Annotated in this window: 13 protein-coding genes and 2 pseudogenes; 12 read left to right on the top strand and 3 right to left on the bottom strand. The window is 43.1% G+C overall.

From position 1 onward, the window contains the following. Window positions 1-62: 62 nt before the first annotated feature. From EAE92_RS15015 to EAE92_RS24675, 3 genes and pseudogenes are all read left to right on the top strand, one after another. Entirely contained in the window at window positions 63-1,043 is a 981-nt protein-coding gene (locus EAE92_RS15015; protein WP_214068633.1) for a virulence RhuM family protein/type II toxin-antitoxin system death-on-curing family toxin, read from the top strand. A gap of 6 nt (window positions 1,044-1,049) precedes the next feature. Next, complete coding sequence (locus EAE92_RS15010; RefSeq protein ID WP_214068632.1) at window positions 1,050-1,610, top strand: recombinase family protein; 561 nt, start codon at window positions 1,050-1,052, stop codon at window positions 1,608-1,610. Window positions 1,611-1,612: 2 nt separating this feature from the next. Then, window positions 1,613-2,173 (top strand): annotated as a pseudogene (locus EAE92_RS24675) (DUF4158 domain-containing protein); the annotation flags it as partial. 16 nt (window positions 2,174-2,189) lie between these two features. Here the strand turns inward: EAE92_RS24675 and EAE92_RS14995 are convergent. Both EAE92_RS14995 and EAE92_RS14990 read right to left on the bottom strand, forming a co-directional pair. Next, complete coding sequence (locus tag EAE92_RS14995) at window positions 2,190-2,741, bottom strand: dihydrofolate reductase family protein (RefSeq protein ID WP_214068630.1); 552 nt, start codon at window positions 2,739-2,741, stop codon at window positions 2,190-2,192. Window positions 2,742-3,033: 292 nt separating this feature from the next. Then, window positions 3,034-4,065: a hypothetical protein gene (locus EAE92_RS14990; RefSeq protein WP_214068629.1), complete on the bottom strand. Its 1,032-nt coding sequence runs from the start codon at window positions 4,063-4,065 to the stop codon at window positions 3,034-3,036. A 488-nt stretch (window positions 4,066-4,553) separates the two neighbouring features. On the opposite strand from EAE92_RS14990, the gene EAE92_RS14985 reads away from it, so the two are divergent. The 9 genes from EAE92_RS14985 (at window position 4,554) to EAE92_RS25600 (ending at window position 18,985) form a co-directional block, all read left to right on the top strand. Further along, complete coding sequence (locus EAE92_RS14985) at window positions 4,554-5,060, top strand: sigma-70 family RNA polymerase sigma factor (protein WP_246545227.1); 507 nt, start codon at window positions 4,554-4,556, stop codon at window positions 5,058-5,060. After that, window positions 5,039-6,052 carry a FecR domain-containing protein gene (locus EAE92_RS14980; RefSeq protein WP_214068628.1) on the top strand — a complete coding sequence of 338 codons (1,014 nt, stop codon included), beginning with the start codon at window positions 5,039-5,041 and terminating at the stop codon, window positions 6,050-6,052. The genes EAE92_RS14985 and EAE92_RS14980 overlap by 22 nt, the downstream gene beginning before the upstream one ends. 86 nt (window positions 6,053-6,138) lie before the next feature. Further along, window positions 6,139-8,742: a TonB-dependent receptor gene (locus EAE92_RS14975; protein WP_214068627.1), complete on the top strand. Its 2,604-nt coding sequence runs from the start codon at window positions 6,139-6,141 to the stop codon at window positions 8,740-8,742. Window positions 8,743-9,219: 477 nt separating this feature from the next. Further along, a complete protein-coding gene (locus EAE92_RS14970) occupies window positions 9,220-10,332 on the top strand; it encodes a PLL family lectin (protein WP_214068626.1) in 1,113 nt (370 codons plus the stop codon). A gap of 623 nt (window positions 10,333-10,955) precedes the next feature. Beyond that, window positions 10,956-12,062 (top strand): PLL family lectin, encoded by a 1,107-nt coding sequence (locus EAE92_RS14965; protein WP_214068625.1) that lies wholly within the window; start codon window positions 10,956-10,958, stop codon window positions 12,060-12,062. A gap of 488 nt (window positions 12,063-12,550) precedes the next feature. After that, entirely contained in the window at window positions 12,551-13,675 is a 1,125-nt protein-coding gene (locus EAE92_RS14960; RefSeq protein WP_040154310.1) for a PLL family lectin, read from the top strand. A gap of 661 nt (window positions 13,676-14,336) precedes the next feature. Further along, window positions 14,337-15,443, top strand: a complete 1,107-nt coding sequence (locus tag EAE92_RS14955; RefSeq protein ID WP_214068624.1) for a PLL family lectin — start codon at window positions 14,337-14,339, stop codon at window positions 15,441-15,443. 647 nt (window positions 15,444-16,090) lie between these two features. Then, window positions 16,091-17,206, top strand: coding sequence for a PLL family lectin (locus EAE92_RS14950; protein WP_214068623.1), 1,116 nt, complete (start codon window positions 16,091-16,093; stop codon window positions 17,204-17,206). A gap of 648 nt (window positions 17,207-17,854) precedes the next feature. Continuing rightward, window positions 17,855-18,985, top strand: coding sequence for a PLL family lectin (locus EAE92_RS25600; protein ID WP_214068622.1), 1,131 nt, complete (start codon window positions 17,855-17,857; stop codon window positions 18,983-18,985). A 384-nt stretch (window positions 18,986-19,369) separates the two neighbouring features. On the opposite strand, the pseudogene EAE92_RS14940 reads toward EAE92_RS25600, so the two are convergent. Next, window positions 19,370-20,176 (bottom strand): annotated as a pseudogene (locus tag EAE92_RS14940) (nucleotidyl transferase AbiEii/AbiGii toxin family protein); the annotation flags it as partial. Window positions 20,177-20,808 lie beyond the last annotated feature (632 nt).

Raw genomic sequence — 20,808 nt, 5'->3', positions numbered from 1 at the left:
GACATCGATTGAAGAGGATCATAGAGTCTTTCCTGACACGTCAGAACACAAAAGGCAATGAAATGGGCGAACTTGTCATTTATCAACCAAGCAATGGAGATAAAGTTTCGGTAAGGCTGGAAGGCGATACACTTTGGCTCACACAACGGCAACTAGCGGAAATTTTAGAAACATCGACCGATAATATTAGCCTGCACCTCAAAAACATTTATGCCAATGGTGAATTGGCGGAAATAGCAACTACCGAGGATTTCTCGGTAGTTCAACAAGAGGGGCATCGATCCGTTTCCCGAAAAATCAAACATTACAATCTTGATGCCATCATTTCTGTCGGCTATCGTGTCAATTCGAAACGGGGTACGTTATTTCGTCAATGGGCAACCAGTGTTCTACGCGACCACTTGATGCAAGGGTGGTCGCTGGATCGCACCCGTTTCGAGCGTAACGCAGCCGAACTGGAAGCCGCGTTGGCATTAGTCAGGAAGACTGCGCAATCTCCCAGTCTCATTGTCGAAACCGGCAGAGGTCTGGTTGAAATTGTTAGCCGTTATATTCAAACTTTCTTGCTATTGCAACGCTACGATGAAGGTTCATTGATTGAGCCCAAGGGAACAACGGGCGGGCTTATGCCGTCTATTAACGAAGTCAGACGTTCCATCACTGGGTTGAAAGCGGATCTTATATCACGAAATGAGGCTAGTGAGCTTTTTGGTCTTGAACGCGGTGATGCACTCGAAGCTATTCTCGGCAACCTCGACCAGACTGTATTCGGCGAACCTGCTTATCCAACCATTGAACGTAAAGCGGCACATTTACTGTATTTCGTCATCAAAAATCATCCTTTGTCTGATGGTAACAAGCGTACCGCTGCTTTTCTGTTTGTTGACTTCCTCAGCAATAACAACGCACTGATGCGAGATGGACAGCCTGTTATAAACGACATTGGACTCGCTGCGTTAGCGTTGCTTGTTGCAGAATCAGCGCCAACGCAAAAAGAAACCATGACCCGTTTGATTGAAAACATGTTGGTTGGTGTAAGGTAAATCAGCATGAAAGGACAACGCATTGGCTATATCCGGGTGAGTACATTTGACCAAAACCCAGAACGACAACTTGAAGGTATTCAAGTTGACCGAACCTTTACCGATAAGGCGTCGGGAAAGGACGTGAAGCGCCCACAATTAGAGTCACTCATCAGTTTCGCCCGTGAGGGCGACACCGTTGTGATACACAGTATGGATAGACTGGCTCGCAACCTCGATGATTTGCGTTGTATCGTACAAACGCTGACGCGGCGTGGCGTATTCATCGAATTTGTTAAAGAACGTCTCTGTTTTACGGGGGAAAATTCACCGATGGCAAACCTGATGCTGTCTGTCATGGGAGCGTTCGCCGAATTCGAACGTGCGTTGATCCGCGAACGACAACGCGAAGGTATTGCACTTGCCAAGCAACGTGGGGCTTACCGGGGGCGCAAGAAAGTACTAGAACCAGATCGCCGGGCCGAACTACGGCGTCGCGCTGCTGCCGGTGAAAAGAAAACGCAGTTGGCGCGTGAGTTTTGTATCAGCCGCGAAACACTCTATCAATACCTGAAAATGGATAACTGACTATGCCGCGCCGCTCAGTTCTTTCCATCAATGAGCGTACCAACCGACTTGCTATGCCGGAAAATCAGGAGGATTTGATCCGTTTTTACACCTTTAACGAATCTGATATGGCGCTGATTAAACAACGCCGCGGGCAGGCCAACCGACTGGGTTTTGCTGTTCAGCTTGCCCTACTGCGCTATCCAAGGTATGCGCTGGGAACCGACACTCAGTTGCCAGCGTTGATCATCGAATGGAGCGCCAGACAGATACAAGGTGATGCAAGCGCATAGAAAAAGTATGGGAAACGCGATGAAACCCGGCGCGAACATTTTCAGGAACTGCGTACTTATCTCGGGTTGTCAACGTTTGGAATGTCTGAGTTTCGAATTTTGGTACAAACAGTCACTGAGCTTGCGATACAGACCGACAAAGGACTGCTACTCGCAGAACATGCGTTGGAGATACTTCGCCAACGACGGATCATTTTGCCAGCACTGACTGTTATTGAGCGGGTTTGTGGAGAAGCAATTACACGCGCCAATCGCCGCATTTACAAGATATTAAATGCGCCTCTGAGCGAACATGACAGCAATAATCTTATTTACGGGGTAGGATTGCATCAACATCCAGCAAGCTTTCAATAGCGCCGCTACGTAAAAAACGTTGAGTCTTAGGCGTAACATGTACTTTTTCACTCACAGGAAGAACCTCAACGCCCGCGCCTAAAAATACCGGAATCGTGGTTAAGAATATTTGCTGTAATTCACCAGCCTCAGCAAAATACGCAGCGGTTTTACCTCCCCCGACTAACCAGACATCTTTACCATTAGTCACTTTCTTCGCCCTGGCGGCAATAGTTCTTACTGTTTCATTGGTTATGGTGATATTCAACCCTTCTGGCGTTGACAGCGCCCTATGAGAAAGAACGAAAGCGGGAATATTTTTGTATGGCCAATCATCCAGTGAGTTTGCCATTATCCATTCGTATGTTTTTGACCCCATAATTACAGCGCCAATACCTTGATAAAAATCATCATAAGGTGTTGCATCATCCCCAAGCACAAATTCATATAACCAATCCAGCCCATTGTTTTTATTAGCAATATAACCATCTATTGTCGCAGCGACGTAATAAATTAATTTCGGCATTATTACCTTCCTATTAAACACGATGTTAAAACGCTATACACCCAGATTGATTATAGTTGAAATATTTTCGCCAATAAACATATGAAAAAGAAAAACACCAAAACATTGCTTCCATATCCGAAAACGTAAATTCCATCATTCAATATCGCTTGGTCAAAGATCTGAAAAATTCAAGAAATTAAAATAAAAAGTAAAATAAATCATTTAGCTAATAAAATAAGCCCAGACACGGAAATATAATATCCATTGGCACCTTAAAACTTGATGATGAAAAATAGCTTATCTACAAAAGCTAACTTTCATCATCCATAATATTGTCATAGAAGCGATATTCGGGAACTTTAGCCTCATTAATCGTGCCAATTCTTACTGGCAAATGACCATACGAATGACATAATAATTTTATATAATTCCAATATTCCCGCTCTGTTTCTATATGCTCTATCAGTGGATCAAAAGCACCATCATAAAATTCAACATTTAATTCTCTACCATCATTACCTCCATTAATATTTCCACTATTATTTTCTTGTTGATTAATATACTCTTTATTATCATTTTCGTCACTCATATTTCCGCGATCTATAATTTCTAACATCTCTTTTATCATCTCCAGGCTATGACAAGCCGCTTGCGGCGAGTTGTAGAATAAGCCATCATTAAAAATAGCTTCCATCAATTCATAAAACGCGAATGAGGTTGTTCCCTGTATATATTTGATATTTCTATTATCATATATACCAAAACATTTATCATTAAAAATATCCGTATTATTATCGTCATAACCAATCAATATTTGTCTGTCACTGGCAATGACTGGAATATTTTTAATTTCGTGGATATATTCACTAATACTATAATGCTCTTTATCTCCTTTTCTATAACCCGATGCCATACAAACCGATTCAATATTAAAATATTTTGTTGGCGTATGTTCACGATTAAAATATTCAGACAGTTTTTCATTATCTTTCATATCTTTTCGCTGATATACCCGATGGACCGATGTGATTCTCTGAATACTGATCCAATCAAATATCGGCTCTTCTTGCGAAGGTTTTCTAATCTCTGCAATATAAGCGGCAATATCAATTTCCAACCAAGTGCTCAACATAGCCTGCCACGGTTCTATCGCGAGAAATATATTTGATATTGTCACTCCTTTTTCTATGATGACTTTATTTCTGAAATATTTCAGGAAAAAGAACGGATCATTTTTCCCTAGCTGCTCCTGAACTGATAACATCGGTACAGCTATTGCCATATCGTAATCTGAGCGAAATCTCAGAATCGAATCAACACAAATAATTAAAGTACCTTCCATCTTATCCCTCGTTAATTTAAGCTTTTCATATATTAACCACTGTAATTCTTATATATACAACCCTCTATTATAGTCATATATCTGGATTTTGCTATTTTTGAACGTCAGATTTATTATTCCAACCACCTATATTACATCAATATTAAAAGATAGTTACATGATATATTAGGCACACATCAATAAACACGACACCATATTAATTTACCCTAAACCTAAAATTATTAAAACTTTCCCCTTGTGAAAATATTTTTAATATTAAATTCAACCAGAAATTATTTAAATTCTCGTTCCCGGTTTAAGGCTCTTATAATCTCCCCCTGTCAATCACGAACAAAACTACAAATTAGCTCATTAATTTGCTTTATAGTAAATAAAAATGCATTTGATCAGCCGCTTCGCACCCATTATTCATTGGTAACGGAAAGCAATTACCTGTAACATACCAAAATGATAATGATTTTCATTTACATTGATAGCATGGCATTAAAATGACCGTTAATGTTTTAGACACTAAACAGAAGATCCAGTGCATGTACATCCACAATCATGATTGGCTATTTCGTTGGCTTAAGCATCGTCTTAACTGCGATGAAACTGCCGCAGATCTGGCTCAAGATACTTTTGTTAAATTACTTCGTGCACCTTTACCACAGCAACTTAATGAACCCCGTGCCTACATCGTCACCATTGCCAAAGGGTTGATGGTTAACTGGTACCGCCGCCGCTCACTTGAACAATCTTATCTGGATTTACTCGTCAGTCTGCCTGAACCGCTTATTCCCGCACCAGAGCAAAAACTTATCATCCTCGAAACACTTCAGGAAATTGATATCATGCTGAATCAACTCCCCACGCCAGTGCAAACTGTCTTTTTACTTTCCCAGATAGAGGGAATGAAGTATGAAGATATTGCAAATCAGATGAATATTTCGCTGTCCACAGTAAAACGTTATATGAAACAAGGCTTTTATCAATGCCTGATAGCAATGGCATAAGAGGGATTGGTTTGACTTTCACTGATAAATCTTCTTCATCAAGTACACCTTCTGAAACGATACTTGCCGAAGCCGCAGAATGGCTGACCATTCTGCATGATAGCCACGCCAGCGAAGCTGATCGAAATGCCTGTGCTGCCTGGTGCGCACAAAGTCCAGAACATGCTCAAGCTTGGGAACGGGCGCAATGTCTGTTAGCACGGTTACACCATCTACCACCACATATCGCCTCACCGTTGTTAAACAACAAACAGACCTTCTCCCGTCGGGAAGCCATCAGAAAGCTTACACTCATGTTGTTAATACCGGCTGGCGCATCATCACTCTTCTGGCGATCTGATCAATTTCAGCTTCTCACTGGCGATTATCACACTGCAACCGGGCAAATTCAGCGCTGGTTATTACCGGATAACAGTCAAGTGACTTTAAATACACAAAGCTCAACAGATGTTCATTATGACGATACCCAACGGCTTATTGGTCTAAAGCTAGGGGAAATCTATATTGAAACCCATAAAGATAGCCGCCATCCGGCTCGCCCATTTAAAGTTCAAACTAAGCAAGGCGTTATTGTGGCATTGGGCACAAAATTCAGCGTTCGCCAACAAGCCTCACATACTCAGGTGGAAATAATAGAAGGAGCGGTTCGCATTACGCCAGATAACGGTTTGCCGCACATACTGCATGCTGGAGAGGCAACCCATTTCACTCAATTCGCCGTTGCCCCACAACATCCCCGTTCAACGGCGTCTTTAAGCTGGTTACAGGGCATGATGGTAGCTGATAACTTGCCGCTGGCAACGGTGGTTACTGAACTGAATCGCTATCGTTCCGGTATCATCCGTTGTGATGACGCAATAGCTAATCTGCGTGTCTCTGGTGCTTTTCCCATACGGGATACGGATCTGGCGCTGCATATGCTATTACAAACTTATCCGCTCTCAATGCACAGCCTGACCCGCTATTGGATTACCCTCTATTCATCCAGTTAATAAAAATAATCATTTTTACTGACACTTTTTTCAATCTCATACGGCATAGAAATAAAAGAAGTTTAAAAAGTTATGGAGAACTTACTATGCCATATCAAAAAATTACTATGCCATATCATACTAACTGCCGAGATTCACAACCACGTTGGCAGAAAAAGTCTTTAGTCGCACTGTTATTATCATTAATACTGCTGCCGACATCCCCCCTTTACGCCGCCACACCAGCAGATACACTCTATTCCGTTCATATTCCACCGGGTTCATTAGGCAATTCTTTGTCCCACTTTGCGGCGCAAACCGGTACCGCGCTCTCTTTCGATCCGAATTTAACCAACGGGCTAACAGCACCTTCATTAAACGGCAGTTTTACTGCTCATCAGGGTTTAGTTCAACTGCTCACAGGCAGTCATTTACAACTGTCCCAACGTACCGATGGCAGTTATACGCTGGTAAAAATGACAAAGAAGATGACCACCAAAGGTGTAGTCGTACTAAATCCCCTTACAGTAGCAGGCAATCGCGGATACTCAGGTGACGAACCATTGCGGTTCGACAGTACCACCATCAAGGGCAAAGATATTGAAAAATTCGGAGTGATCCACCCCGTTGATATTTTCAAAATCACACCGGGCGTATTATCCGGCGAAGCACGCAGTTCAGGCAGCCTGGATGTGAATATCCGGGGCTTGCAAGGACAAGGCCGAGTCTTAACTACCGTTGACGGCGCATCTAACCAAACCGCGCTATACCGTGGTTATCAAGGTGTCTCCAACCGTTCTTTTATTGACCCCGATTTCATTGGCCGGGTAGATATCAGTAAAGGCCCGACAGGAAAAGGCGGTATGGGAGCTATTGGGGGAACAGTGGAGATAAAAACCATTGAAGCCAGTGATATCCTCCTTGACGGACAAAAGGTAGGACTACGCCTGAAAGGGAGTCTGTTGAGCAACCATTCCAATCCTGACGATTATCAACGCAATGACTGGCCTTCCCCCTCAAAAAACTCTCTTTTCGACGCTAAGAATCGCACCGGGAGTATTGTTTTCGCGATGGCCGAACCCTCCTATGAATTGCTGTTTGGCGCTTCTCAGCGCAAGCGGGGCAATTACCACTCTGGCAAACACGGACCGGGCGCTAAGGAACGTGGCATGCCAGGTTATTTGTGTGAGAGTGATCCACAAGATTGTCGCATTCCACAATTCAGTGAGCAGATGGCCGGTTATTCGCTGTACGCAATGGGGGATGCCGTCCCTAACACTTCTGAAGATAGCCAGTCATTACTGGGTAAAGGAAAAGTTCGTTTTGGCGATGGTCATGAAATCTCCGCTATTATTAGCCATTACCAAAATCTCTACGGCGAATCCTATGTCGCGGATATGGCAAACCTAGGCCAAACATTTATGATCTTGGAACAGGGGCCACTGACACGGCTCAACATGAACAGGCACAGCCTCAACTATAAATGGGAACCTGAGTCAAATCCCTGGATTAATTTGGATATCGGAATATGGCAAACACGGGTTAATGATCGCCCTCGAACCACAAATAATACCCTCGGTGATAAAAAATTCATGCGCACAGTAGGGGTGAATTTGAGTAACACCTCATTATTTGAACTCTCAATGCAAGATATTGAGTTGAACTACGGCGCTAGCTTTATTCGTGAACGCACAGGCCCCAGCGCAGGTAAATGGGAATATGCCGTTAATCGGGAAGGAGAGCGTAAAGAAGGCCGTTTTTTCCTGAGCGGGAATTATATGCTTGCCGACCGTCTGACCCTAATGGGCGGGTGGGATTATAAGTCCTATCAGATCGAAGATTACAGTCCAGCTCGTCCGGGTAGCTCTTGGTTACCACAGCTCACCTCTGGGAAAGTCAACAATAAGCAAGACCATGCTCACGGCTATTGGGTAGGTACTAAGCTTGAACTTAATCATGAAACAGCACTGCACGCCAAATATGCCTATGCCCCACGTTTTCCATCAATGGTTGAAGGTATTCGCGGCTACATGATGAGTGTTGACGATCATATAAAACCTGAAATTTCAAAAAATATCGAAGTCGGGCTGACATCGCGCTTCCCGAATATCATTGCTCAAAATGATAGCTTCGATATTAAAATGTCCTACTTTGATAATCGGGTAAAAGACTATATTAGCCGAGCATGGATGGATGATTACTGGAATATGTACATCAGTAATATTAAAGAAGCAAAATTTGCCGGATTGGAATTGGCAAGTGTTTACCATAGTGATCACTTTGATGCGCATTTATCGATGAATTACTATACAAAAGTCAAATTCTGCACGGAAAATGACGGGTGCATCGCACGTAGCCTCCCTTCGGATTATGCCACTAATCACATTCCGCCTAAATATGCGGTATCACTCGATCTGACACAGAGATTCTTAAATGACAAGGTATCTGCCAACGCCAGAATTTCCCATTATGGACAAAGATCTGTGCCAGCAGGAAAACCAGGACGCGGTTCCGCTCCTTTGTTGGCGCCCATTATTTGGCGGCCTGCAACTGTAGCCGATATCTCTCTGACTGCCCGTATAAATAAGCATGTCGAATTTGAGTTTGGTGTGGATAATGTATTCGACAAATATTATATCCAGCCTCTTAGCCTCGGTTATATCCCTTCACCGGGAAGAACGTTTCGTGCCGGGATCACAACTTATTTTTAAATTCATTCGTTAAACTGGTGGCATATCCATGATATGCCATTTTCTGGCAAAAGAATGTCATTAGAGTGAAGGCAATATATCAATATAAATTATTTTCTCTTATTTCTCTGGATTTAATACAACTTTCAAAATTAAATCTCGCCACTAATTTAAATTAGCGCATAAATACAATATGCCATCAGATACTTTTAATGAAGTCAAAACAATTTTAAAAATATATTTAAAATAGAATTTAAACGAAACTTTAAAATAATGAAATAGTTTGCATTTAATTAATTGTTTTTAAATTATCGTATGTAAAAATATATATCAGCCTATAGAGATTTATAATATACAATCATACCTTATCGATAACTTAATTGTCATAAGTTAATTCCAAATAAAACATTAGTCATTATTTTTAAGGAAAATAAAAACATTGATTATTAAATGACTATTTTATGAATATAAAAAATTATTTTTAACAAGGATATACATATGAAAAAAGAACTGATTAAAACATCAAATCCAGATAATACCGAATCATCTGATGCAAATGAGATTAAAACCGAAAACACTGCCATCGCGGCGTCTGGCATTGTCTCAGTAGCGAATACCTCTGATGGTCGGATCGAGGTTTTCGGTGTGGGTGGTGACAATGTAGTATGGCGCAACGGGCAAACAACACATACAGGCGCTTCCTGGACCGGTTGGACCTCACTTGGCTTAAAAGCGACCAGCAAACCCGCCGCTTACCTCAATTCAGACGGTCGATTAGAAGTATTCGTACGTGGCTCCGATAATGCGTTATGGCATAACTGGCAAACCGCTCCCAACGCTGGTTGGTCAGGCTGGAAATCTTTAGGTGGAGCAATCACCAGTAACCCTGCGGTATATATCAACGCCGATGGGCGGCTTGAGGTCTTTGCCCGTGGCGCCGACAACACACTCTGGCACATCTGGCAAACCGCTCCCCACTCCAATTCCTGGTCAAGCTGGTATTCTCTAGGTCAGGTGATCACCAGCAACCCGGCAGTCCATATCAATTCCGATGGTCGGCTTGAGGTCTTTGCCCGCGGTGCCGATAACGCACTCTGGCACATCTGGCAAACTGCTCCCCATACCGGTTATTGGTCAAACTGGCAGTCATTAGGCGGCACCATCACGAGTGATCCAGTGGTCATCCGCACCATTGACGGTCGACTCGAAGTCTTTGTACGCGCCATCGATAATGCACTCTGGCACATCTGGCAAACGGCCCCCAATTCTAGTCAGTGGTCTAATTGGGCCTCATTGGGCGGCACTATCACCAGCGCGCCAGCGGTAATAAAATACTTCGACAATCGGCTTGTCGTCTTTGCACGCGCCACCGATAACGCACTCTGGCACATCTGGCAAAATGATACCCATTCCGGCTCATGGTCCAACTGGGCCTCATTAGGCGGCGGACTTACCAGCGGCCCAGAAGTCGTGAAAAATTCTGATGGTCAACTTGCAGTCTTTGTACGTGACAATGGTAACGGACTCCACCACATCTGGCGTACCCCATCATCGTGGTCAGCTTGGACCTCCCTTGGCGGCACCTTAATCGACGCTTCCGTGATCAAATAATTTAAAAGGAGCCAGATTCGCACAATATACGCGTAACTTTCTGGCCCGATGCATTGAGAAAATATTCACTGCGCTGCATCAGGCCAGTATTATCTTATTTGCTAGAGCTATCCCAATACTCGACACACAAGCTCAATATGAATTCGAACTCACGCATTATTGTTCATGACAAAGATATATTTTTTGTTGAATATACCTGGAAAACAATCTGAAACAAAGCCATCGTTTTATAGAATATTTGTAAATTTAAATCTGTGTTTTTCAATAACTAGCCTGCAAGCTATGCACTTTCATACAGGCTATCAACCCTTTTGAATTAAATTAGAGCAATCACGAGAAAATATATTTTTAAATATAATAAAAGCAAAATCTTAAAATAGAGAAATAATTCATTTATAATTTATTGCTTTTGAATAACCGCATGTGAATATATAAACACATGTAGTTTTATAATGTAACATCACATTTATTTGACACTTTACGGTTCATAAACCAGTATCAAATAGAATATTCATTATTTCTTTAAAATAAAAGTGAGAATATTAATTCAAAGAATTAAATATCTTGCTTATTAAATAACTATTTAGTGAATCTGAAAGATTATTACTAAAGAGGATATATATATGCAAGAACAATCTATTCATACATCAAATCCAAGTAATACCGAATCATATGTTAAAAATGAGGTAGAAATCGAGAGCACTGCAATCGGGTTGTCTGAAATTGTCTCAGTGGTAAACACCTCCAACGGTCAGCTCGAGGTTTTCGGTATAGGCTCTGACCATGCTGTGTGGCACAATTGGCAATTAACGCCACACTCAGACTCTCCCTGGTCCGGCTGGATCTCACTTAACGGCAACGTGGCCAGCAAACCCGCCGTTTATATCAATACAGACGATCGATTGGAAATATTCGTCCGTGGCTCCGATAATGAATTATTGCATAACTGGCAGACTGCTCCCAATCTCGGTTGGTCAGGCTGGCAATCTTTAAGGGGTTCAATTGCGAGTAGCCCAGCGGTATATATCAACACCGATGGCCGACTCGAAGTCTTTGTACGTGGCTCCGATAGTGCACTTTGGCACATCTCACAAACTGCTGCTCATTCCGGTACGTGGTCAAGCTGGCAATCTTTGAATGGCAATATCACCAGCAACCCAGCAGTCCATATTAACCCCGACGGTCGGCTTGGAGTCTTTGTACGCGGCTCCGATAACGCACTCTGGCACATTTCTCAAACCGCCCCTGATTCCAATCTGTGGTCAAGTTGGGAGTCACTCAGTGGCTCAATTAGTAGCGACCCTGCGGTCATTATCACCGCTGATGGTCGACTGGAAGTCTTTGCGCGTGGCTCCGACAACGCACTTTGGCACAACTGGCAAATTGTTCCCTATTCCGGTCCGTGGTCAGGCTGGGCCTCATTGAACGGCAATATCATCAGCGCTCCTGCTGTAACGAAGAACTGGGACAACCGGCTAGAAGTCTTTGCATGCGGCTCCGATAACGCACTTTGGCACATCTGGCAAACTGTTTCTCATTCCGGTCCGTGGTCGGACTGGGACTCATTGTACGGCCATATCATCAGTGCGCCAACTGTAGTAGAAGACTCCGATGGTCGGCTGGAAGTTTTTGCACATGGCTCCGATAATGCACTCAGGAATATCAGGCAAACCACATTACCATCGTGGTCCGCTTGGGTATCCCTCAATGGCTCCTTAATCAGCACTTGAGCAATCAAATAATCTAGCTTCGCACAAGGCGAGCATAACCTTCTGGCCCGATGCATTGAGAAAACATTCGCTACTCTGCATCAGGCCAGTATTATCTTATTTGCTAGAGCTATCCCAACAGCCAGATGACGAATTATATACCTTAATAATGATTATCAGATATTTTGAATAAAAATACCCACAAAAAAACAGACTTAAAATAGAAAACAAAGAAAACTTTAAAATAAGAAAATAGTTTATATATAATTAATGTTTTTTAGATATTCGTATTTAAAAATACATATCAACACATAGACCTCAATAATATAAGATCACATTTTACGAAAACTCAAAAATTAGAGTTTAACGTCAAATAAAATATCACTTATTCATTTCATAAATAAAAATATACAGAATGCAATCGAAAGTATTAATGTGAAGTTAAATACACTGTTTATTAAATGACTATTTAGTGAATCTTTAAAGTTATGCCTAAAGAGAATATATATATGAAAAAAGAATCTATTAATACATCAATTCCAGATAATACTGGGTCATCTGTTGCAAACGAAATAGAAGTATCCAATGAAATTTCTTGGACCGCGTTACCCGGAGTTATTTCGGCGGCAAACAATGCCGATGGTCGGCTAGAGGTTTTTGGCGTGAGCATCAACAATGCTGTGTGGCACAACTGGCAAACGGCGCCAAATACCATATCTTTCTGGTCTGGCTGGCACTCACTAAATGAAGGAGCGACCAGCAAACCCGCCGTTCACATTAACTCAGACGGCAGATTGGAAGTATTCGTGCGTGGCACAGATAATGCTTTATGGCATAACTGGCAGACCGCCCCCATCCCCGGCGCCAGTTGGTCAGGCTGGCAATCTTTAGGTGGTCAGATCACCAGCAATCCAGTGGTATATGTCAACTCCGATGGACGGCTTGAGGTCTTTGCTCGCAGTTCCGATAACACACTCTGGCATATCTGGCAAACCGCACCCCATGCCGGTCCGTGGTCTAATTGGCAGTCACTAAATGGCGTACTTACCAGTGACCCAACGGTATATGTCAACGCCAGTGGTCAGTTTGAGGTCTTTGCTCGCAGCAACGATTACTCTCTCTGGTACATCAGGCAAACGACTTCTCATGCCTATCCCTGGACAAATTGGCAATCACTGAGTGGTGTGATAACGAGCAATCCAGTGGTAATCAGCAACTCTGATGGTCGGCTTGAGGTCTTTGCACGCGGTTCCGATAACGCTCTCTGGCACATTTGGCAGGTCGCTCCTAATGCAGGTTGGACAAACTGGCAGTCACTGTCTGGCGTCATCACCAGCGACCCTGCGGTACATATCAACGCCGATGGTCGGCTTGAGGTCTTTGCGCGTGGCCCTGATAACGCTCTCTGGCATATCTGGCAGACGGCAGCATCGGGTTCATGGTCTGATTGGGCCTCATTGTCCGGCGTGATTACCAGCGCTCCTACGGTGGCGAAGAATTCTGACGGCCGGCTTGAAGTTTTTGCACGCGGTGCGGATAACGCACTCTGGCATATTCAGCAAATTACATCATCATTGTGGTCAGATTGGGTATCCCTCGGCGGCACCTTGATCGACGCTTCAGCAATTAAATAATCTGCTTCGCACAAGACACGCATAACTGCCTGGCCTGATGCATTAAGGAAAACATTCACTATGCCGCATCAGGCCAGCAATACCTTATTTACTGGAATCAACCCATTTACTGGAATCAACCCAATTCTCAACACGCAAACCAAGCATTCTCTCAAACTCGCGCATATTGTTGATGATGAAGATATAGTTTTGTCTATCCAATGTAGTCTCTTGGTCGAATAGACCCAAAAGGCAATGTCAAACAACCCCCCGTTTTATAGAACGTTCATGCACCAAAACCTGTGTTTTTTAATGCCAGTCGGCAAACTATTCTCTTCCGTAAAGATTATCAAATGTTTTTAATGCAATTAAAACAATCATGATAAAAATATATTTTCAAATATAATAAAGATGAAACCTTAAAATAGCAAAACAGTTCATTCATAATTTATTATTTTTGAATAACCGTATGCAAAAATATATATAAACAGAAAAGGTTTTATAATGTAGCATCTGATTCACTTAATATTTCACGGATCATCAATCAGCATCACATAAAACATTAATTATTTCTTTAAAGAATAAAGAGTGAAAGTGAGAATATTAATTCAAAGAATTAAACACCTTGCTTATTAAATAACTATTTAGTGAATCTGAAAAATTATTTCTAACGAGGATATATATGCAAGAAGAACCTATTAATATACCAAAACCAGATAATGCCGAGTTTTCTGTTATAAATGAGCTAATACAGCTAAAAACCGAAAACTCATCTATCGCGATGTCCAGCATTGTCTCAGTGACTAACAAACCCGCTGTTTCTCGTAATTTGGACGGTCGATTGGAAGTATTCGTGCGCGGTGCTGATAACGCGCTCTGGCACATCTGGCAGGTCGCTCCCAATTCCGGTTGGTCCGACTGGCAATCTTTAGGGCACACAATTACCAGTAACCCCGCCGTATATGCCAACGCCGATGGTCGCCTTGAAGTCTTTGCCAGCGGTGCCGATAACACGCTCTGGCACATCTGGCAAACCGCTCCCAATTCCGGTTGGTCAAACTGGCAATCTTTAGGGAACACAATTACCAGTGACCCTGCCGTACATGCTAACGCCGATGGTCGTCTTGAAGTCTTTGCCCGCGGTACCGATAACACGCTCTGGCACATCTGGCAGGTCGCTCCCAATTCCGGTTGGTCAAACTGGCAATCTTTAGGGAACACAATTACCAGTAACCCTGCCGTATATGCTAACGCCGATGGTCGCCTTGAAGTCTTTGCCCGCGGTGCCGATAACACGCTCTGGCACATCTGGCAAACCGCTCCCAATTCCGGTTGGTCAGGCTGGCAATCTTTAGGGAGCACAATTACCAGTAACCCTGCCGTATATGCTAACGCCGATGGTCGCCTTGAAGTCTTTGCCCGCGGTACCGATAACGCGCTCTGGCACATCTGGCAGGTCGCTCCCAATTCCGGTTGGTCAGGCTGGCAATCTTTAGGGAGCACAATTACCAGTAACCCTGCCGTATATGCCAACGCCGATGGTCGCCTTGAAGTCTTTGCCCGCAGTGCCGATAACGCGCTCTGGCATATCTGGCAGGTCGCTCCCAATTCCGGTTGGTCAGGCTGGCAATCTTTAGGGAGCACAATTACCAGTAACCCTGCCGTATATGCTAACGCCGATGGTCGCCTTGAAGTCTTTGCCCGCGGTGCCGATAACGCGCTCTGGCACATCTGGCAAACGGTAGCATCCGGTTCATGGTCTGACTGGGCATCCCTCGGGACGCCTTGAGCAACGCTTAAGCAATGAAATAATCTGTCAAGCTCCGCTCCGCACAAGACATATATAACTTTTTGGCCTGATGCATTAAAGAAAACATTCACTGTGCTGTATCGGGCCAGTAATACCTTATTTTCTGGAGTTAACTCAAGTTCGAACCTGTTATTTATGACAAAAATATAATTTCGTCTATCCAATGTAGACTCTTGGTCGAATATATCTAAAAAGACAATTTCAAACAAAACTCCGTTTTATAGAACATTCATGAATTAGAATCTGCGTTTTTTAATGCTAGTAGGCAAACTGTTTGCTTCCGTAAAGATTATCAAATGTTTTTAATGCAATTAAAACAATCATGATGAAAATATATTTTCAAATATAATAAAGATGAAACCTTAAAACAGCAAAACAGTTCATTCATAATTTATTATTTTTGAATAACTGTATGTAAAAATATATATAAACACACGAGGTTTTATAATGTAGCATCTCATCCACTTAATACTTCACGGACCATCAATCAGCATCACATAAAACATTAATTATTTCTTCAAAGAATATAAGGGTGAAAGTGAGAATATTAATTCACAGAATTAAACATCTTGCTTATCAAATGACTATTTAGTGAATCTGAAAAATTATTTCTAACGAGGATATATATGCAAGAAGAACCTATTAATATACCAAAGCCAGATCATGTCGAGTTACTTGTTGCAAATGAGGTCGCAATCGAAAACGCGTCAATCGCGTTGTCTGAAATTGTCTCGGTAGTCAACACCACCGACGGCCGACTTGAGGTTTTCGGCGTGGGGACTGACAATGCCGTGTGGCACAATAGGCAAACAGCGCCACATTCAGGCTCTTCCTGGTCCGGCTGGATTTCACTTAACGGAAATGTAACCAGCAAACCTGTCGTTTATATCAATACAGACGGTCGATTGGAAGTATTCGCACGTGGCACAGATAATGCGCTCTGGCATATCTGGCAAACTGCCGCTAATGCCGGTTGGTCAAACTGGCAATCTTTAGGAGGTACAATTACTAGCAACCCGGCGGTATATGCCAACACCGATGGCCGACTCGAAGTCTTTGCGCGTGGCACCGATAACGCTCTCTGGCACACCTCACAAACTGTCGCTCATTCCGGTCCGTGGTCAAATTGGCAATCTTTAAACGGCGTGATCACCAGCAACCCCGCGGTTCATATCAACTCAGACGGTCGGCTTGAAGTCTTTGCGCGTGGTACTAATAACGCCCTCTACCACATCTGGCAAACCGCTCCCCATTCCAACCAGTGGTCGAATTGGGATTCACTCGGCGGTGAGATCACTAGCGATCCTGTCGTCATCGGTACCGCTGATGGTCGGCTTGAAGTCTTTGCGCGCGGCACTAATAACGCTCTCTACCACATCTGGCAAACTGTTCCCCATTCCGGTCCGTGGTCCAACTGGGCCTCGTTGAATGGCGTGATTACTAGCGCCCCTGCGGTAGTGAAGAACTCCGATGGCCGGCTGGAAGTTTTTGCACGCGGCACCAATAACGCTCTCTACCACATCTGGCAAACGGTATCCCATTCCGGTCCGTGGTCCAACTGGGCCACGCTGAATGGCACGATCACCAGTGCGCCAACAGCGGTGGAAGACGCCGATGGTCGGCTTGAAGTTTTTGCGCGTGGCACCGATAACGCTCTCTGGAACATCTGGCAAGCCACACCATCGTGGTCCGCTTGGGTATCCCTCAATGGCACCTTAATCGACGCTTCAGCAATCAAATAATCTGGAATAAATCCAGCTTTGCACAAGATGAACGTCACCTTCTGGCCCGATACGCTAAGGAAAATATTCACTGCGCTTCATCGGGCCAGTGGTGCCTAATTTGCCGGTAAAAATCCAATATTCGATACACCAACCTGACACAGATTCGAACTCACATATTATTGTTGATAACCAGGACATATTTTTGTCTATCTGAAACAGGCTCTTAGTCGAATATGTCTGGAAAACAACTTTAAACAGAATAACCTCTTTTAGGTACATGATTAAATCAGGATCTGCATTTCTCAATGGCCAGATTATGAATTGTGTGCTTTAATAATTATTACATAAAATATTTTAAACAAAACTTAAAAACCATGAAAAAATATAGTTAAAATAGAATCCACGGGGACTTTAAAATAAAAGCAGTTTATTTGAAAATTATTTCACCGATATGATCCCATGTGAATAAACATATAATCACATAATTCGAGGCCATATTTATATAATGCTTTATAGATCAAGAGCTAACAAAAAAAATCCATAGTTTATTTTATTAATAAAACGACATAGGAGGCTAGTGAATATATCAATATATAAAGTCGAATATCCCTCTCATTAAATGATTATTTATTTAAATCCGAAAAACTATTTTTAAAGAGAATATATATGAAAAAGGAACCTATTAAAATGCCAACGCCAGATAATACCGAAACATATGTTGCCAGTGAGATAGCAATCGAGAACTCTGCGATAGCATTATCTGGAATTGTCTCAGTAGCAAACAATGCCGATAATCGACTTGAGGTTTTCGGTGTAAGCGCTGACAACGCAGTGTGGCACAATTGGCAAACAACACCGCTGCCAAACTCCTCCTGGGCCGGCTGGAACAAAGTTAACGGAGTCGTGACTAGCAAACCCGCCGTCTGTCGTAATGCGGACGGTCGATTGGAAGTATTCGTGCGTGGCACGGATAATGCGCTCTGGCACAACTGGCAAACCGCTGCCGATATCAATACTTGGTCAAGCTGGCAGCCGCTGTATGGTGGGATCACCAGTAACCCGGAGGTATGTATCAACTCGGATGGCCGACTTGAGGTCTTTGCACGCGGCTCCGATAACGCTCTCTGGCACATCTGGCAAACCTCTGCCCATACCAATTCGTGGTCAAGCTGGAAATCTCTGGGTGGCACGCTCACCAGTAACCCAACTGCACATGTCAACGCCGATGGCCGGCTTGAAGTCTTTGCACGCGGCTCCGATAACGCTCTCTGGCACATTTGGCAAACCGCTGCCCACACCGATCAGTGGTCAAGCTGGAAATCGTTGAATGGCGTGATCACTAGCGACCCAGTGGTCATCGACAACTGCGATGGTCGGCTTGAAGTCTTTGCACGCGGTGCCGATAGCACACTCCGGCATATCTCGCAGATCAGCTCTGATTCCGTTTCGTGGTCAAACTGGCAATGTTTGGATGGCGTGATCACTAGCGCTCCGGCGGTGGTGAAGAATCTCTCTGGTCGGCTTGAGGTCTTCGCACGTGGCGCTGATAACACGCTCTGGCGCGCCTGGCAGGTTTATCATAACGGCCCGTGGTCTAACTGGAGCTCATTTACAGGCATTATCGCCAGTGCCCCAACAGTAGCGAAGAATTCAGACGGCCGGATTGAAGTCTTTGTGCTTGGCCTTGATAAGGCACTCTGGCACCTCTGGCAAACTACTTCATCAACTACATCACCGTGGACCACTTGGGCTATCATCGGTGGTATCACCTTGATCGACGCTTCTGTGATCAAATAATCTGGAAGGAACCATTCGCATAAGACAAGCGTAATCTTCTGGCCCGTGCATTAAAAAAATATTCACTGTGCTGCATCGGGCCAGTGGTACTTAATTTGCTGGAGTTAACCCAATATTCGACATGTAAGCTCAATACGGGTTCAAACTCATGTATTATTGTTTATGACAAAGATATACTTTTGGTTGAATATACTTGGAAAACAATTCATTTATAATTTCTTATTTTTTAACTTCTGTATGTAAAAACTATATTTTAACCACGCATTTATAATTGATTAACTCATCTATTATTACTGTCCCACTCAATTATCATCATCCAATGACAATGGTTTAAAAATAAATATATAGTGATACTTAAAGTGAATGTATATCACGAATTATAAACTAACCCAGCCACTCAGCCAGAGTTTTCTCTAGTTTATCCAACGCCTGAATATGTTTACCTTTTGGCATACAATCGAGATTGTGTAACTTCCATTTTACCGCTGGTAAATGTTGAATTTGGCTTTCTGGGAATAAATGCCAATCCGGCTTGCCACTTTTGAAAGACATCAAAAAGTCAGAATCCTGCGAGGTAAATTGCTCCTTAAGTGCTGAAATCATCAATTCAGGTACGGAATTAAGATCTTCCAACAACACTTTGTTAAATGTCATTCCTCTGAATTCATTCATATAAAGCTCAGAAATATCCTTCCATCGAGGATTAAGCACTTCAGACAACGGTCGAGGATGACTAAGTAAATTGGTAACAAATCCATTAAAGATAGAACGATCCATCCCCTGCGTTTCAAGCAACATTTTGACGTCGAAAAGATCACGTGGATGCTGGCGATCTAACGCTGCACATAGCTTACCACCATAAAGATCAGCAATCGAAACGACCTGAATAGAGGCAAAACCAAATTCATCTTCCACAACTTCAACAACATCACGCCCTTGAGGTGGATACAGAGTACCGCGCGCAACCGGTGAGACTTCGATTTTTATCTGCGCCTCTTGAGAAGTAACAATAATACGCATTTCATTAGGATTATTTGTCTGTAGTGCTGCAAAAACCCCTACTTGTTGTTGGAGTAAAGCGACAATCCTAGTTAATGCCGCTCGAACATTGGGTAACGCTAGCTCCCTGCTTTCCAACGGTATATAAACCAGATCAATATCAACTGACAAACGGGGAAAATCACGTACAAACTGACGCCGCGCGCGATAAATTTCGCTTATCCGCTCGATAAATAAAGCGACAATTGCGTTTCATCTATTGAAAACTTTTTACACAACTAGCGTCGTAAATATGACTGTAATTTATTCAATTTACCCATTTTTCCTTTAAATCTGTAGCACGGTAACCAATTCCGAACAGTTAGGCGGTATATTCTGCACTCATTAAAATGGGGTTAACACCCCTATCATAATGCACAGTACAGAAACCAAATGAAAATGATTGGAATGCATTCAGCTATGATTTTAGCTGAACTTGAACCTATCTCTGATGTAAAGCTATTTTAGCCTTATAAACCTCTATCTTGAGACTAAGAAGTTATTAAGAAGCGCTCGGCAAATTCACCTAACTGAACGAGAAGCATGAACGTATAGATAGGAAAAACGTGAAGTCATTTTCGGAATTCAGCATTAACATTAAAGTTAGTAATACGCAACGCGTAAAAATCGTTGGTCAAACTAAGGGAGCCGAAGCTCCGAAAATTGGGGAAATCGCTATAGCTGAAAAGGCCGACGTCATGACCTCATAAACCAACCCCCTCTCCAACCTGGAGCGGAACCGGTTTAGTTACATCTATCTGCGCAAAAGGAGCGCAGATAGTCCC

This window comes from Photorhabdus hainanensis, from assembly GCF_018448965.1.
GTDB lineage: Bacteria > Pseudomonadota > Gammaproteobacteria > Enterobacterales > Enterobacteriaceae > Photorhabdus > Photorhabdus akhurstii.
Note: the sequence above shows the minus strand (reverse complement) of the source record. Positions and strands in the feature narration are given on the sequence as shown.

Bases quoted from the DNA above. Each gene is read 5' to 3' on its own strand.
- EAE92_RS15015 (WP_214068633.1), top strand. From the start codon at position 63: ATGGGCGAACTTGTCATTTATCAACCAAGCAATGGAGATAAAGTTTCG.
- EAE92_RS15010 (WP_214068632.1), top strand. From the start codon at position 1,050: ATGAAAGGACAACGCATTGGCTATATCCGGGTGAGTACATTTGACCAA.
- EAE92_RS14995 (WP_214068630.1), bottom strand. From the start codon at position 2,741: ATGCCGAAATTAATTTATTACGTCGCTGCGACAATAGATGGTTATATT.
- EAE92_RS14990 (WP_214068629.1), bottom strand. From the start codon at position 4,065: ATGGAAGGTACTTTAATTATTTGTGTTGATTCGATTCTGAGATTTCGC.
- EAE92_RS14985 (WP_246545227.1), top strand. From the start codon at position 4,554: ATGACCGTTAATGTTTTAGACACTAAACAGAAGATCCAGTGCATGTAC.
- EAE92_RS14980 (WP_214068628.1), top strand. From the start codon at position 5,039: ATGCCTGATAGCAATGGCATAAGAGGGATTGGTTTGACTTTCACTGAT.
- EAE92_RS14975 (WP_214068627.1), top strand. From the start codon at position 6,139: ATGCCATATCAAAAAATTACTATGCCATATCATACTAACTGCCGAGAT.
- EAE92_RS14970 (WP_214068626.1), top strand. From the start codon at position 9,220: ATGAAAAAAGAACTGATTAAAACATCAAATCCAGATAATACCGAATCA.
- EAE92_RS14965 (WP_214068625.1), top strand. From the start codon at position 10,956: ATGCAAGAACAATCTATTCATACATCAAATCCAAGTAATACCGAATCA.
- EAE92_RS14960 (WP_040154310.1), top strand. From the start codon at position 12,551: ATGAAAAAAGAATCTATTAATACATCAATTCCAGATAATACTGGGTCA.
- EAE92_RS14955 (WP_214068624.1), top strand. From the start codon at position 14,337: ATGCAAGAAGAACCTATTAATATACCAAAACCAGATAATGCCGAGTTT.
- EAE92_RS14950 (WP_214068623.1), top strand. From the start codon at position 16,091: ATGCAAGAAGAACCTATTAATATACCAAAGCCAGATCATGTCGAGTTA.
- EAE92_RS25600 (WP_214068622.1), top strand. From the start codon at position 17,855: ATGAAAAAGGAACCTATTAAAATGCCAACGCCAGATAATACCGAAACA.